13 protein-coding genes are annotated in these 16,162 nt (G+C 43.2%); 5 read left to right on the plus strand and 8 right to left on the minus strand.

Annotated elements, in window-relative coordinates; genetic code table 11:
• Positions 1-25: 25 nt before the first annotated feature.
• From AB6D93_RS06070 to AB6D93_RS06090, 5 genes are all read left to right on the plus strand, one after another.
• On the plus strand, positions 26-1,579 hold the full coding sequence (locus AB6D93_RS06070) for an ABC transporter substrate-binding protein (RefSeq protein ID WP_017060133.1): 1,554 nt from the start codon (positions 26-28) through the stop codon (positions 1,577-1,579).
• 178 nt (positions 1,580-1,757) lie between these two features.
• Positions 1,758-2,735 carry an ABC transporter permease gene (locus AB6D93_RS06075; protein WP_008218600.1) on the plus strand — a complete coding sequence of 326 codons (978 nt, stop codon included), beginning with the start codon at positions 1,758-1,760 and terminating at the stop codon, positions 2,733-2,735.
• A gap of 2 nt (positions 2,736-2,737) precedes the next feature.
• On the plus strand, positions 2,738-3,676 hold the full coding sequence (locus AB6D93_RS06080) for an ABC transporter permease (RefSeq protein WP_017060135.1): 939 nt from the start codon (positions 2,738-2,740) through the stop codon (positions 3,674-3,676).
• Positions 3,677-3,863: 187 nt separating this feature from the next.
• Positions 3,864-4,826, plus strand: a complete 963-nt coding sequence (locus tag AB6D93_RS06085) for an SPOR domain-containing protein (protein WP_102332572.1) — start codon at positions 3,864-3,866, stop codon at positions 4,824-4,826.
• Between the two features lie 179 nt (positions 4,827-5,005).
• Complete coding sequence (locus tag AB6D93_RS06090) at positions 5,006-6,247, plus strand: NADH:ubiquinone reductase (Na(+)-transporting) subunit B (RefSeq protein ID WP_102332573.1); 1,242 nt, start codon at positions 5,006-5,008, stop codon at positions 6,245-6,247.
• Between the two features lie 92 nt (positions 6,248-6,339).
• Here AB6D93_RS06090 and AB6D93_RS06095 read toward each other — a convergent pair whose 3' ends face one another.
• The 8 genes from AB6D93_RS06095 to gorA all read right to left on the minus strand — a co-directional run bounded on the left by AB6D93_RS06095 (position 6,340) and on the right by gorA (position 16,035).
• Positions 6,340-6,591 carry a DUF6482 family protein gene (locus AB6D93_RS06095; protein ID WP_102332574.1) on the minus strand — a complete coding sequence of 84 codons (252 nt, stop codon included), beginning with the start codon at positions 6,589-6,591 and terminating at the stop codon, positions 6,340-6,342.
• 356 nt (positions 6,592-6,947) lie between these two features.
• Complete coding sequence (locus AB6D93_RS06100) at positions 6,948-8,507, minus strand: anti-phage dCTP deaminase (RefSeq protein WP_102332575.1); 1,560 nt, start codon at positions 8,505-8,507, stop codon at positions 6,948-6,950.
• 51 nt (positions 8,508-8,558) lie between these two features.
• Positions 8,559-8,732 (minus strand): hypothetical protein, encoded by a 174-nt coding sequence (locus AB6D93_RS06105; protein WP_157938408.1) that lies wholly within the window; start codon positions 8,730-8,732, stop codon positions 8,559-8,561.
• 291 nt (positions 8,733-9,023) lie between these two features.
• Positions 9,024-9,482 carry a hypothetical protein gene (locus tag AB6D93_RS06110; RefSeq protein ID WP_102332576.1) on the minus strand — a complete coding sequence of 153 codons (459 nt, stop codon included), beginning with the start codon at positions 9,480-9,482 and terminating at the stop codon, positions 9,024-9,026.
• Positions 9,479-11,524, minus strand: a complete 2,046-nt coding sequence (locus AB6D93_RS06115; RefSeq protein ID WP_102332577.1) for a hypothetical protein — start codon at positions 11,522-11,524, stop codon at positions 9,479-9,481. Before AB6D93_RS06115 ends, AB6D93_RS06110 begins: the two co-directional genes overlap by 4 nt.
• An 11-nt stretch (positions 11,525-11,535) precedes the next feature.
• Entirely contained in the window at positions 11,536-13,269 is a 1,734-nt protein-coding gene (locus AB6D93_RS06120; protein WP_102332578.1) for a hypothetical protein, read from the minus strand.
• A complete protein-coding gene (locus tag AB6D93_RS06125; RefSeq protein ID WP_102332579.1) occupies positions 13,262-14,581 on the minus strand; it encodes a tyrosine-type recombinase/integrase in 1,320 nt (439 codons plus the stop codon). The genes AB6D93_RS06120 and AB6D93_RS06125 overlap by 8 nt, the downstream gene beginning before the upstream one ends.
• Before the next feature lie 95 nt (positions 14,582-14,676).
• Positions 14,677-16,035 carry a glutathione-disulfide reductase gene (gene gorA, locus AB6D93_RS06130; protein ID WP_102332580.1) on the minus strand — a complete coding sequence of 453 codons (1,359 nt, stop codon included), beginning with the start codon at positions 16,033-16,035 and terminating at the stop codon, positions 14,677-14,679.
• Positions 16,036-16,162: the final 127 nt, after the last annotated feature.

The raw sequence follows: 16,162 nt of genomic DNA on the forward strand, positions 1-16,162 counted from the left end.
GATTCCCGCATGAAGGAGTTATGCAATGAAAACCATGAAAAGCAAATTAGCAGTAGCTTTAATGGCAGCTGGCCTAAGCTTTAGTGCAGCAGCAGCAGATATTACCGTTGGCTACGCAGCTGACCCAGTATCACTTGACCCGCACGAGCAGCTGTCTGGTGGCACACTGCAAATGTCTCACATGGTGTTTGACCCTCTAGTACGTTTCACTCAAGAGATGGATTTTGAAGGCCGCCTAGCATCTAGCTGGGAGCGTGTTGATGAAACGACTTTCCGCTTCAACCTACGTAAAGGTGTGAAATTCCACTCTGGTAACGAACTGACTGCTGATGATGTTGTGTGGACTTTTGAACGTCTACAAGCTTCTCCAGACTTTAAGTCTATCTTCACGCCATACGAAAAAATGGTAAAAGTGGATGACTACACAGTTGAGCTAGTATCAAAAGCGGCTTACCCACTAGTACTACAAACAGCAACTTACATCTTCCCAATGGACAGCAAGTTCTACTCTGGCCAAACAGCGGAAGGTAAAGACAAGTCTGAGCTAGTTAAGCACGGTAACTCGTTTGCTTCGACTAACGTTTCAGGTACTGGTCCATTTATCGTAACGCAGCGTGAGCAAGGCGTTAAAGTAACGTTCGAGCGTTTCAACGATTACTGGGACACAGAAACTGAAGGCAACGTAGACAAGCTAACACTTGTGCCAATCAAAGAAGACGCGACACGTGTTGCAGCACTTCTTTCTGGCGACGTTGATATGATTCACCCAGTAGCACCAAACGATCACAAGCGTGTTAAAAACGCTAAGAACATCGATCTAGTGACGCTACCTGGTACTCGTATCATCACGTTCCAAATGAACCAAAACAGCAACGAAGCACTTAAAGATGTTCGCGTTCGTCAGGCGATTGTTCACGCAATCAACAACGAAGGTATCGTTAAGAAGATCATGAAAGGCTTCGCAACAGCAGCTGGTCAGCAAAGCCCAACAGGCTACGCGGGTCACAACGAAGACCTAGTTCCTCGTTACGATCTGAAAAAAGCGAAAGAGCTGATGAAAGAAGCGGGCTACGAAGATGGCTTTACGCTAACTATGATGGCTCCAAACAACCGTTACGTGAACGATGCGAAAGTAGCGCAAGCGTCTGCGGCAATGCTGTCTAAGATTGGTATCAAAGTTGATCTTAAAACTATGCCTAAAGCACAGTACTGGCCTGAGTTTGACCTATGTTCAGCAGACATGATGATGATCGGCTGGCACTCAGATACAGAAGATTCAGCTAACTTCAACGAGTTCCTAACTATGACTCGTAACGAAGAGACTGGCCGTGGTCAATACAACTGTTCTGGCTACTCAAACCCAGAAATGGATGCGATCGTAGAAGCTTCTAACACTGAAACTGACCCAGTTAAGCGTGCTGAAATGCTGAAAGGCGTTGAAGCAACACTTTACAACGACGCAGCATTCGTACCGCTACACTGGCAAAGTGAAGCGTGGGGCGCGAAGTCTAACGTTGGTGCAGCAGACGTAGTAAACCCAATGGTTATGCCTTACTTCGGCGACCTAGTTGTAAAATAATCTAGCTTGCTAGAATCGAGAGCCTGAAGCTTTTCAGGCTCTCAAATTATTAAGATATAGATTTAAGTTTCGGTATTTGGTCTTCCTTCAGTCTGGCTAAATACCTTTTTTAAGACTGAATTTTGTTATCTAGTCGCGGATTTCGACTAGATAGTCATGGATAGATAAGGGGCAAGGAATGGTTACGTTTCTGGTCAAGCGCCTGTTTCAGGCACTGATAGTGATGTTTGTGATCAGTTTGGTGGCGTTTGCCATTCAGGATAACCTGGGCGACCCGTTGCGTGAGTTAGTCGGTCAATCTGTTTCAGAATCGGAGCGTCAAGCGCTGCGTGATGAACTCGGCTTAAATGATCCCTTCATTACAAAATACACTCGCTTTGTGGGCGCAGCTCTACAAGGTGATCTTGGTACTTCATATTTCTTTAAACGCCCAGCTGTGGACGTAATCTTAGATAAACTAGTCGCAACGCTTGAGCTTGTGTTCGGCGCTTCTCTGATCATTGTTTGTCTGTCGATTCCACTTGGCGTTTATTCTGCAATACACCCAAAAAGCTTCTTCACTAAACTGGTGATGGCGGGCAGTAGTATCGGCATTTCTGTGCCTGTTTTCTTAACCGCAATCATGTTGATGTATGTATTCTCTATTGAGTTAGGTTGGCTGCCGTCGTTTGGACGTGGTGAGACCGCAAACTGGTTTGGCTGGGAGTCTGGTTTCTTAACGATAGATGGCCTTGCACACTTAGTGCTGCCGAGTATTGCTCTAGCATCTATCATGCTGCCTCTGTTCATTCGTCTAGTACGCTCTGAAATGCTAGAGGTTCTTAGCTCTGAATATATCAAGTTTGGTAAAGCAAAAGGCCTAGCGCTGAACAAGATTTACTACCAACACGCTTTGAAAAACACAATGCTGCCAGTACTAACGGTAGGCGGTGTTCAAATCGGTACTATGGTGGCTTACACCATTCTTACTGAAACTGTATTCCAGTGGCCGGGTACCGGCTTCCTATTCCTTGAAGCGATTAACCGAGTGGATACACCACTGATTACCGCATACGTTATCTTCGTTGGCCTGATCTTCGTAGTAACTAACACCATTGTTGACTTGCTATACGGCATCATTAACCCAACAGTGAACATCACAGGGAAAGGAGCATAATCATGGAACAAACAACAACAGCTCCATCTCGTTGGGAGCGATTCAAGCAGTCAGACATTCTGTACTACTTCTTACGTGACAAAGTGGCAATGGTGAGCTTCGCTATCTTTGCGGCTTTCCTTGTTATGGCATTAGCGGCACCGATTCTAGCGCCAACAGACCCGTATGACGTGACGTCTATCGACATCATGGATTCTGAGTTGCCACCATCTTGGATGGAAGACGGCGAAGAACGCTTCCTACTGGGTACTGATGAGCAGGGTCGTGATATCTTATCTACGATGCTTTACGGCTCGCGTCTGTCATTGACGATCGGTTTCCTAGCGGTAGGTCTTCAGCTGACTCTCGGTATCATCATTGGCCTGTCTGCAGGTTACTTCGGTGGTCGTATTGATAGCTTCTTGATGCGTTTTGCCGATGTTCAGCTTTCGTTCTCAACCATGATGGTTGCGATCATTGTCTCGGCCATCTTTAAGGCGAGTTTCGGTAGTGACTTCTACGCGCAATATGCGGTTGTTATGCTGGTGGTGATCATCGGTATTGCTGAATGGCCGCAGTATGCTCGTACGATTCGTGCATCGGTATTGGCAGAGAAGAAGAAAGAGTACGTAGAAGCGGCACGTGTGATGGGCTTTAGAGCGCCTCGCATCATGTTCCGCCATATTCTGCCTAACTGTTTATCACCGATTTTGGTTATCTCTACGGTACAGGTGGCAAATGCCATCATGTCAGAAGCGGCACTTTCTTTCCTCGGTTTAGGTCTTCCGGTAGACCAACCGTCACTCGGTGCCCTGATCAGTACTGGTTTTAACTACATTTTCTCAGGAGCATGGTGGATCACAGCATTCCCAGGTGTGCTTTTGGTAACATTGGTTCTCGTTATTAACCTATTAGGCGACTGGTTACGTGACGTGTTTAACCCGAAAATTTATAAAGGGTGATAGCCCGGTTTGATTTTTAGTAAAAAAAGTCACTAAATTAAGAGCCGTAAGCAATTACGGCTCTTTTTTTGCTTAATGGATCTGGAACTTAGTATTATTGACAGTGTCAATAATAGTTAAAATGGAATTCATGTTTTATCGACATAGATTCGGTAATAATTAGCCCGCAAGGGTTTAAGTGGTGGTTATGAAATTGACAATGAATGCTGTATGTCGTGCTGTGACGAGAAATTATCGTATGGGACTTATCGCTGCATCTCTTTTGGTATCGAGCCAAGTGAATGCAGAGTCGGTTCTATGTGATGCAACTCAGGCAAGCACCAACCAATTACCACAGCTAGAGCAATCATGTCCGATCGGTAAGGGCGTGTGGGGCAGTAAAGCACCAAAACGTCATTCAGATAACGAACTGTTTTGGGTTCAATGTGGCCTGCTGAACAAGCCTTTGTCACTGAGCCGAGCAAAGCCTCTGTATGAGAAGATCTCGACCAACGTTTGGATGAAGCCGGAAGGCGGAGACTACCGTTGCTTAATCGGACCTTATTCTACCTTCTCTGATGCGAGAAAAGACTTAGCTCAAGTACGCAAGGTGTCTGGTTATGGTGAAGCCTTTATTCGTATGGTTGATAAGTCTAAAACCTCATCACAGCCTATCGTTGCAAAACCAGCAGAGTCAAAAGCTGTAAAGCCTAAGGCTCCTGTAAAAGTAGAAGCTAAACCTGCGCCGAAACCTGTGGCGGTTAAGCAAGCGGCTGCGGTAGCGAGCGCTGCAGCAATTCAGACGCTACCAAGCGGTAATGCGAGTACAGACAACGATCTAGAAATCGAAATTCGCGTGACAGCCAATGTGTCGGGCAACCAATATGCTATTCCTTACCTCCTAGACCATCAGCAGCAGTTCTATATGGAGCAAGGCAAGCCTTGGAGCCGCCTCGATTACGGTAGCGCTGAATTAGTCTGCAATAAGGTCAACATGAAGCTGATGACTGAAAAGCAGTGGCAGAGTATTTTGGGTTCAAAAGTCATGGAAAAACAGAATTGGCCAATGCACTTACCTTATTGGGGGGCAGGCAAGAAGGGTCTGTTTACCAATGGTAATGTAAACCAATTGAAAGGGTCTTCATTGCTTAATGTCATGTGCGTTAAGTAACGACGACCGTTACCAAACCAAATAAGCCTCAGCCATTGCTGGGGCTTTGTTGTTTATACGCCTCTCTTTTTCAACACTCGTTCTTCAAGACGAATTTGATTAAAAATCGTTAAAAATTGTTCAAATAGTACGGTTGATGCGTAGAAAACCATAACTCAAGCAATAAGGTGATTGAGATTATGAGTTTAAAAAAACGATTAGAAGACGTGGCTCCACGCTTTGAAGCCGGTGGTAAGTACGAAAAGCTCTACCCAGTGTATGAAGCTTTCGCGACAATATTCTATACACCCGGAAACGTAAACCGCGGCATAACCCATGTTCGTGACAGCATTGACCTAAAGCGCATTATGATTTTGGTGTGGTTGGCGACCTTCCCGGCAATGTTCTGGGGAATGTATAACGTCGGACACCAAAGCGTTCTCGCACTCACATCCAGTTATCAATTAAATGAACTTGCCTCGGTTATCGAGAGTAGCTGGCGTCTGTCGTGGGCATTTGGTGATGCGCAGTCATTGATGGCAAGTGGCTGGGCAAGTCAGATGTTGCTTGGTGCACTCTATTTCCTACCCGTTTATGCCACGGTGTTTGTGGTAGGTGGCTTCTGGGAGGTTTTATTTGCCGTTGTACGAAAACATGAGGTGAATGAAGGTTTCTTTGTTAGCTCGGTACTATTCGCACTCATTCTTCCGCCAACCATCCCGCTTTGGCAAGCCGCTTTAGGTATCACCTTTGGTATCGTTGTCGCCAAAGAGCTGTTCGGTGGTACAGGACGAAACTTCTTGAACCCAGCCCTTGCAGGCCGCGCGTTTCTCTATTTCGCCTATCCAGCCAACATGTCGGGTGGGCTTGTGTGGGTTGCCGCTGACGGCTATTCAGGCGCGACACCGCTGAGTCAATGGTATGAAGGCGGCAGCACGTCACTCATCAATAACATGACTGGCGAGGCGATCACCTGGATGGATGCCTTTATCGGTAATATTCCAGGTTCGATGGGTGAGGTGTCGTCACTGCTGATCATGCTGACGGGGTTGATTTTGATTGTGATGAAGATAGCGTCTTGGCGCATTGTCGCCGGTGTGATTGTCGGCCTTGTCGTGACGTCGAGTTTACTGAACTGGATAGGGTCGGATACTAACTCGATGTTTTCGATGCCGTTTTACTGGCACTTTGTGTTGGGTGGTGTTGCCTTTGGTACCTTCTTCATGGCAACAGACCCTGTATCTGCCGCGTTTACCAATCAGAGTAAATGGGCCTATGGGATTTTGATCGGCGTGATGACGGTCGGTATTCGAGTGCTTAATCCAGCCTACCCAGAGGGCATTATGCTGGCTATCTTGTTCGCCAACCTGTTCGCTCCGCTATTCGACTTTGTAGTGAAAGAGCAGAACATTAAACGAAGACTTAAACGGACATCGCGCTAATCTAGGTGATTAAAAGTGAAAGTGACTCCCATAAGAAAGGCTTGCATTGATGCAAGCCTTTCAATTTTTATCGCGATTGATTTGAGGTTGATTTAACTCCACTTCAAATCAATCTCGAAAGGCTGTGTGCTACCACAATGCTCACCGCACATCTCGTCGTAGGCGCTGTTATGAACCAGCATTGCTGATGCTACGCCTTGGTCACTAAAATGATCGCGTGCTTGGTTTACACTCAAAAACTTCATAGGATGCTGGTGGTCATCTTTAATTAATTGCTTTTGCTCGCCAACGATTTGGTAAGCCAAGTAAATCCCGCCTTCAAATGATTCGATTAGTAGATTCATCACAAACTCCATTGCTGATCTAGATAGGTGGATATTTGTGTTACGTCGAATCGAGAACCAAGGTTCAAAGCGGGCATAAAAAAAGCAGGCACAAGGCCTGCTTCTAAAGAGAGCTCAACTAAGACGTTGATTATCTCATCGTAACGCAATACCTACACAGGTGGTCTCAGCAATAAATCTGGAAAGGTTTGTGTGATAAGGCTTACGTGCCTTTTCCAGAAAAGCAGAAAAAATGCACTACTTTTCCTAAAAATTGAGTTTTAGTATATCATTTTACAGAATTTTCACCCTAGAGATCGTAAATCAAACTGCTGTATACATTTTTAATGTCTGAACAATAGTCTACTGATACCTCACTATTCGCTATCGGATGTTGAGTAAAGATCCTCTCCGACAGATTGGTTAGCATAATCAGCGACTTTTACTTCATAGTCTACGTAACAATCTAGCTGATGAGGCTCAACCTGGTTTGAAGTTGGCAACTCGTAACTAATAACTTCCCCTTGATTATTTTTACGGTCCTTTTTATAAACAAAGAATTCTGCATACCTGTTCGGAGATACACCTTCAAAGTTCTTTAGTACGAGTTTTTCATCGTTGGAGTTATCTTCTTGTGATATAGCGTCACTGTGTAAATCGAGAGCTAAACTTTTTTCATACGGTTCAATGTATACGACACTCGTAATACCCGCTGCAACAATATGTCTAGCACAGTTATGACAAGGGAAAGTCGTACAATATAAAGTCTTTTCCAGTGTACTAGAGCCACTGTTACGAGCTAGAGATATAATTGCATCCATTTCAGCATGTATAGCTCTAGAATATTCGATTAGTGACTTTGCTTTTGAGTTATTGAAGATTTTGTCTGCGACTTTATCTGGATCAGCAATGCCCTCTTCAGATAAAATTTGTCTGATTTGACCCTTCAGCTGTAACTTGTGCTTATCGTTTTGACACCCAGCTTTGTTATAGCAACGTAGATCCTTTTTGCTTTCAACATCATATAGACCCCCTCCAAATTGAGGAACATCATTACATCCTGTTGCAATGATTTTGCCTTTGTCGTCCATGATTGCAGCTCCTACTTGTCGAGATAGGCAAGCTGAAGCTAAAGATGCAGAGTGTGCTGAGTAGATCCCTTTTTCGTCCCGAGTAGGTGTAAAGTTACCGACTCCATGAATGAGATTAATGAATCTTCTAATTGATGCACCAAGCTCCGTAGCATCATCGAGGTTTCTAATAAAATAGTCTGACATCTGAATAGCTTTTTCGACATGTTGACCAAATTTATCATTACTGTTTCGGTCTCTTTCTATCAGCTGCATTGCTTCTGAACTATCTGTAATGCCTTCTTCTTTAAGATTCTGCAGTCTTTGGTCTTTTGTTCTCAAAAGTCCAATTAGATAGAAGTTTTTCCTATAAACTTCTTGGAATAAAGCCACTTCGTCATGGTGTTTAATCTGGTCAATAACATAGGCTACTTTCTTGGTGACTTTTACTGCTTTCCCACTATCGCTGCCATCACCAAACATTGCATTGCGTATAAGATGAATTCTTCGAATTCCCATTTCTGCAACGGTAGTGTTTGAATAATCCTTTCTTAACTTATCTCCAAGATCTTGTAATGTATTGTAACGGGAAAAACCGACTAGATTAAGAATGGATTCTGGGTCAGGTTGTGTAGCCGCAATCAGGTCACTTAATCTGATATGTTCTACATGATAATTAGCAGATTTAAGCTCTTTAATTACAGAATTTTTGAGTCGCTTAATGCCAGCTCCAACAGCACCGCATAGACCTATTACAAGTTCTTGGGAGTGGCGTGATCGTATTGCTTCTAGAGAGTTTTCATAACTGCTGTTAGCAGCTGAAATAGATTGAGAAGGGTGTAAGTTTGTAACTGTTTGCGCTGACATTGAATGTCCCTATAGAATGCATATAGGGGCATAGTATCAGGTATTAAAACCCTACCAATCAAGTTTACTTGCAGCTTTCTTTAAGTTTTTCTTTGCATTTTCGAAAGCGATCATCTTTTTCTTTTGATGAATAGAAGTTACTGTAGCGTTTTTTGAGGTTGACACACGACTGGTTAGTTTTCCGATAGAACGGGTTTCAGGTACTGCTAAATCAACAACGTTCATTGTATTCCACCTTGAAATATTCGCGCAAATTATACACAAGCTATCCATGCTTTCAATTAAATTATTGCAATGTTCAATCTGAAAGTAACACGTTAACAATAGTAAAAAAAATCAATTTAACAACTTTGTTTAAGTTGTGTGAGCGCTGTGCAAACATATGATACATGCTAGTACTAAAGTAGTAAGTAAAAGTGCAAAGGTAAGACCTTGATTCTTATTGACTCTTTGTTCTAGGTTTAGTTACAAAGTAATCCTCATTAAGCAAACCTCAGAGGGGTGGTAACGGTAGTACTACTTAATTGACACTACCGTACTTCTTTTTAGCTTGGCAAGCTGCTCCCGAAGCTCAGCATTCTCATACTCCAGTTCATCAACACGTGCCAGAGCTTGAACTAACCTGTCATTCAAATGGTGCTGCGCAGCTGCGAACAGGGCTAACTTCTCCCTCTCAGCCTCATACTTAGCCTTAAAGTTTTCCTTGATACGCTTCTGCTCATTCAACTTTGCACGTACTGTCTGAATCTCTGGCTGAACGACTTTACCTTTGTCTGTCGCAATTTCAGCTTTGGTCTGTTTAACCTTCTCAACAAAATCAGGGTAGTAATAGCCACTGCCATTACCTAAGTTTGCTTCTTCCTCAACAGCCCGTACACTAAGCTTGCGGTGAGCAGGAATACGTTTAGGCTTACCCTGTTTAATGCGATCTAGAGCCGCTTCTAATGCCAATAGTGTGTTTTTGCTCTTGCTCATAAGTTAGCTACCTTCAAATCAGGTTCAAAAGGGGTAAAGGGCATATCAAAGTCAGCCATGACCTTCTCAGCAGCTCGAACTTGCGTGATGTAATGGCTGCGCTCACTAACCGAAATATCCTCTCCAGATGTCATATAACTCGTTAAACTATGGTGCTTTTTCTGCCACCACTTAGCTTGTTGTTCGTCAATGATACTGCTGCCAGAATTGCAATCTACGCAGAACTGTGGGGTGATCACACCATCCATATCGCAATCGTATCCACTTTTACAATAGCTATGCAGTGAACCGTGAAGGGTTAGTTTTCCTTCCCTTACTGCTTTGTAAATAACATCCCACGAGCTATAGATGGTCGGCACATCGCCTCGCATCTTCATGATTGCCCTACCGTGAGAGCCTGATAAAGTTTCATCAGAGTGCCACTGCTTAAAGATTTTATTGGTTGTCATTTCCGCATTAATCCCATCAAGCGCTTGTTGTATTTTTTCATCCACCGTCAAGTCTCGAAGGCTAGCCAGTTTTCCACCATTGGTGTACCACTCCGTCATCGATAGATAGAGGTGTTTGAATTGCTGTTTGAGTGCAACTAGTGTGCTTAAACGGTTTTTAATGCAGTAAAATGCCAAAGTGCGTCGAAATTGATGAGTGGTCAATTGCCAGGGTTGGCCAATGACTACCATTTTTTCTACCTTTTGCAGTGAGCGAGGATTGGACTCTAAGCATTCTTGATAGTCTTCTTTAGTCACGATAAAAGAGAACTGCTTGCAAAAACGTTTTAGGCGTAAGTTCCATTGCGTTGTGAATTTTGGTGGTTGTGAGCGATGTGATTGATTTACCCATAACGAGTTTGAGTACTTTTCTTCTGGGTATTTAGCATCATTACGCCATTTTTCTGTCAATATCGACATCAAATCAATAGCCGTTTTCGATATTGCTGCCGTGACCCACGTTTCTCTTTTCTCACCCAGCTTAAATGTATGAGATTGAAGCATGTGGTGGACTCTACCGCTTAGTGAGTCTTGGTAGTAACTACTTGGAGTCAATTTATCTAGTTCAGACTCACGCATACCGCTGAATCCACCACAAACAATATAGCTTGCAGTGATAATTTGTCCTAGATATAGCTTAAACTCACTGGCATTTTTAAGTGGTATATTAGGGAGTTTATCTGCTAATTTGGCAATTAGCTCATTGGGTCTGTGAGGTTGGTTGTCAGTTATTACACTGGCGAATCTATGTCTATCAATGCTTTTGTCAGCCTTTATAAATGTATAAACACTACCTGTTTCAATTCTGCTTTCTACAATTCTTTTACCTTCTAAATAATTGTATTGCAGTGCATTCTCAGTATCAGCGATGAGCTGTGCGTGGGGCAGAGCTTCTTCAATTAGTGTTATTGCCTTACCATAAATTGCGTGACATAAACGCTCAGGAATCACTAAAGTTTGTTGATTTTCTCTGCTACTTAATAGTCTTGCTTCTTTGTTGGATTTGATTGGGTTGATACCGAGCACCACCTTGTGCCAACCGGCATTGTCTATAGTTGCATTAATAGCATTAAAAACTTTCTCAAGATGATTCTGTGAATAGCTAATACTTATCAAATAATTGTTGAATTTCTGCTGTACCCGCGGCGATGAAAGTGCATTAAGTGAGTTAAGATTTTCTTGCAGCAAAAATAGGTACACTCCCTTTAGCTTGCTTAATCGGGCTTCTACGCTTGAGAATTTTAATGGTTTCTTGCCTTTAATAGATAGATTAAACAACCAGCCAAAAGTGAATAGTTTTAGTTCTCGTTGTAACTCGGGTGCATCATCTAGTTGCGAAAAATTGAGGTTGTTTTTCCTTTTTTTGCGTGAGAACGCAAAGCAATCCCAGTTGTTTTGACCAAAGGTTGCGGTTACATTGCCATTCTTATCTTTGCAGACAATCACCTTATCCAGCTCATCAAACTGTTGTTCATGGTAGAGCTTAACAATGTCCACCCCTTGAACTTTATGCTCAACAGGAAAATCCACACCATACAAGTGTTCGGTTTTCATTGTGATAACTCCTATGCTTGAGTGGGAATAAGACCAAGGATGGAAACGGCTTCATCCCAAAGAGGGTGACACCCTTCGTCATTCAGTTTTTCTTCTGCTTGCTTAAGCAGTGTTTTATTGATGTAGGGGAGAATTTTTACATCGATAAATGTCACAATATCCTCAAAATTTTGTCGGTAATGGCTCGCATCAAGGTGGAGGTAAAGCGACTCTTCGATACATGCTCTAAAACTGAGCAGGCACCAAATATCAGATAGTGCTTGAATAATCACTTGGTTAGGGCATCCAAAGCATGCCAGTAAGTCAGCACAAGCCAGCTTTTCACCTTCAGTAAGTAGACCGTGTTTGATGGCTTTTCTCGTATATTTTTCTGATTTACCACCAAAAGGAGAAGAGCAACTTCCACCATTGGGTGTGCGACTCAAGTTGGGAAGGTGAATCTTGTGCTCTTCTTCAATAACCAGCACATCAATACCTAAGTTAGCTTGCGCCTCTTTTTTGCTAACGCCTTGTTTAATTTCTTCCATTCGCAAAGACATCGCATCTTGCATCATTCCATTGTTAGCGGCTTTATTTCCTTCACTGTAACTCTTCTTCCTTGTGTTGGGTGTATTATTTAACATGATATCGTTCATCATATCGCCTTGGTGATAGGCCGTAATTTGTGCACCCGTTTCACGAAATCGACTAATAACAGGCCGCAATCTGCGTCCAGTTTCGTCAGTAAATGTGAAATGTTTTTCAAACCATAATTTAAGGAAAGCGGCAAGGTTGCTACTTGCCATTGGTTTTGTTTTCTTCGAGGCTACCGCTTGAAGTAGTGTGGCGTTTGCGTCACTTGAGATTAGGCGTGAAGCCGTGAGTAAATTATCAAAAAAACTCATGGCGTACTTAGGTATTTCTAGCTCATGTGCTCCCATTTCTACTTGAATGGTTTTGAATGCTCTGCGCTTAAATGCGGGCATGGTGTACCATGTTTCACCGAGTGATGTTGAGGCGTTAGTAGGCTGTTTTAGTTGGAACAAGTCACTAGTATTGGCATAGGTGTAATACGAAAGCAGAAATGTGCCTGCACACATCATTTTGTTGGTAGCACCAAACAGTGCATAGTTTTTTCCTTTCCAATTAAAGGTCATTGTAGTCACGCTTTTATACGCGTTAATGTGTTTCTTAGGGTTTTCGATAAACTGCTGGTAGGTTTGCTTAAATAGGCTGCGTAAAAAAGGCAGTAATTGATTTAAGTCATTACGAGTGTAGGCTTCAAATGATTCCTTATCACTGTCGTATGTTATGGTGATGTGGTTAAAGTAGTGCTCTGGCAAAAACAAGTAATCGATAAAAAGGCGCTTCATCTTTGAGTGTGTAAGCTTGTAGTTGCTATGTTTTATACTCCCGAGAAGCACCTTTCTATATAGCGAATCAAAATAGCCTTCAAGTGAAACCTGCGTAAAAGCTTCTGCATCATTCTCATCACACCAGCGAAGATATCGAGAGCATACAGAAAAGGTTCCATATAGTGTGCTGTGGCTTTTATCCTCTTCTATAAAGTCATCAAATCGAGCTTTTATTTGACGCACAAAACCCTCACGATCAGCATACTCAAACTGACCACCTTTCTGTAGTGCCTCTGTAGAAGGAAAATGCTTAACTAAGAAACGGTTAAAATCGACCTTGATGTTGTCGCTGGTTTTTAGTTGAATTGAAAGCTCAGGGTTCCAGCCATGTAGATAGGAAATGTTACTCACCGTTACCTCCTAACGCTTCGTGCATAATGGTGTCTAGAATGCCGAATTTCACCTTAAATGCCTCTTTTCGTTTCAAGTAGCGCAGATATTTCCAAGTGGTTGATTCATTTCGATGCCCCATCCATCCCATCAATAGCTCCATACACTCCATTGGAGATAGACCAACCTCAAGCAAGTCATTTAATCGGTATGTACCGTATGTTGACCGTAGGTCGTGGAAGCGGTGGGTAAAGGAAGGGTAGGTTTTCTTAATGGACGTTCTAAATTCCGTCCACCGTGCTTCAATAGATTTAGCTGTCAAAGGGTTGCCTTGTTCACTCACAAAAAGAGGCTCATGACGCGCACATAGTTCAAATCTTTCAATGGCATCTTGCTTTAGTGCAGGCGCATCTTCAGGTAAAGATTCTAGCTTGGCATTGAGTTTGATTGCCCGTTTGATTCTACGTTCAGAGGTGCGGTATTCATTCAGTGTGTTTAATAGCTCTGATGAGATTTCAACACGCCTTTGCTTTAAGTATTTAGTCTGAACACCTGTCGATTGAGGTGATAAAACTATCTCGTAACGATGCTCACTTTCAGCCAGTGATGTTGCGGTATCAAGGGCATTCAGGGAGAGCGTTGCTACCTCTTGGATCCGCATTCCTGTATCAATAGAAATTAACACCTGCAAACGTAATTCTTCGGATGTGCTAGGAAGATGCTGTGTCAGAATGCTTAGTGACTCTTGAGTGAATGGGGATAAAGGTCGAATATTCCTACTGCTTGCATCCTTGGGTACTTTTATTCTCAAGTCACTCGTTTCAACGGTAAAATTTGGTGATATGTGTGCTAGCATCCCTGTGCTTTGAACGGATACAAACTCCATCTTAAAAGGAGCCTCTTTCTCGTTCTTGATTTTCAAGTAACCATCATGCATTAACCACTTGTAGTAGTTAACAATCTGATTCATTCGCACGCTTGCTGTACTGTGCGCTAATACACCGTTCTTGATTTGTTTTAACAGGTGAGAGCGAAAAAGATAAGTTGGTTTTAGCCTCTTGACGGGAGGAAATGTATCCCATGCTAAGTTCTCATCTTCAAGGAAATGATAATAGGCATAAAGAGCTTGAGAGCAGGGACTAAGGTCTTTAGCATCCTTAACCGCTTTTTGGTAAAAGAGGTAGCTATTAGCTTCATGGTTGAATGAACCATCACCATTGAAGAGAGTTGGGAGGCTGCCAATATTCCCCTTAACAGGAGAGCACTGGTAGGTGTTGTCACTGATTGATAGTTCTGTCTGTTTATAGACATTGCTTGATTGTATGAGATACATAAATTTACCTAGAAAACCACTGACCATACATACAGTACAGTCAGTGGTTAATTATTTTCCAGATTTATTTATGTGTGTAAGATACTTTTCCTACACTAACCTGTCATGGTAACAAATTCTTCGCTGCCCGTTGGGTGAATCGCCACAACAGAGTCGAAGTCTGCTTTGGTTGCGCCCATCTTCATTGCAACGCCGAAGCCTTGAATCATCTCATCAACCGTGAAACCGATGCCGTGTAGGCCAACGACAGTCTCTTCTTCGCCAGCACATACTAGCTTCATCTTACAAGGTTGACGGTGCTTGGTTACTGCTGTGTACATCGCAGTGAAGCCAGATGTGTAAACCTTGATGTTGTCTTTGCCGTACTTCTCTTCAGCTTCTTGAGTCGTTAGACCAATCGTGCCGATAGGTGGGTGGCTGAATACAACAGTAGGAACTAGGTTGTAGTCCATTTTCGCGTTAGTTTGACCGTTAAATAGACGCTCAGAAAGCTGACGACCGGCTTTAACAGCAACAGGTGTTAGCTCGATGCCGCCTTCCATGATGTCGCCAACACAGTAGATACCAGGAACATTAGTTGCTTGGAACTCGTCTACCTTGATGTAACCACGATCGTTCGTCTCAACGCCAGTTGATGCTAGGTTGATAGCGTCAGTTGCTGGATGGCGACCGATAGCCCAGATTAGGTGGTCAACGTTTTGAGTGTTGCCGTTCTCTAGGTGTAGAGTCAGTGTGCCATCCGCTTCTTTGACCACTTCTTTAGGCACTGAGTGCGTGTGAAGTGTTGGACCTTCTGCTTCCATTACTTCTACTAGCGTTTCGATGATCATTGGATCGAAGCTACGTAGTGGAGATTCTTTACGACAGAACAAGTGTGTTTCTGTGCCTAGTGCGCTTAGTACACCTGCGATCTCAACTGCGATGTAGCCAGCACCGATAACCGCAACGCGTTTTGGTTGCTCCATTAGGTCGAAGAAGCCATTTGAGTCGATGCCGTATTCTGCACCTGGGATGTTTGGAATTGTTGGACGACCACCTACCGCGATCAGGATGTGATCTGCTGTGTAGTGTTCACCGTTCACTTCAACTGTCTTTTCATCAACGAACTTAGCAAAGCCTTTGATTACGTTTACTTTGTTGTTACCTAGTACGCGGTCGTAAGATTGGTGGATACGACCAATGTACGCTTGGCGGTTTTCAATCAGCTTGCTCCAGTTAAAGCTTTTTACTTCAACGTCGAAGCCGTAGTCCTCAGAGTATAGGTTGATTGCTTCAGCGACTTGAGCGCCGTGCCACATTACCTTTTTAGGAACACAACCAACGTTTACACAAGTACCACCAAGGTCTTGAGCTTCGATAAGTGCAACTTTTGCACCGTGCATAGCTGCGCGGTTAGCCGATGCGATGCCGCCTGAACCGCCACCGATACAGATGTAATCAAAATGAGTCGCCATTACTTTCTCCATTTATTGAAGGTTGTAGTCACAGTGAGAGCACTGGATACCTACGTCCTATAGATTCTTAAATTGTCTAATTATTATATTGAGGGCAGATCGGTTGAACTCAATCTCCCTGTTTAAA

The organism is Vibrio sp. 10N.247.310.23, from assembly GCF_041467155.1.
GTDB classification, from domain to species: Bacteria; Pseudomonadota; Gammaproteobacteria; order Enterobacterales; family Vibrionaceae; genus Vibrio; species Vibrio crassostreae_C.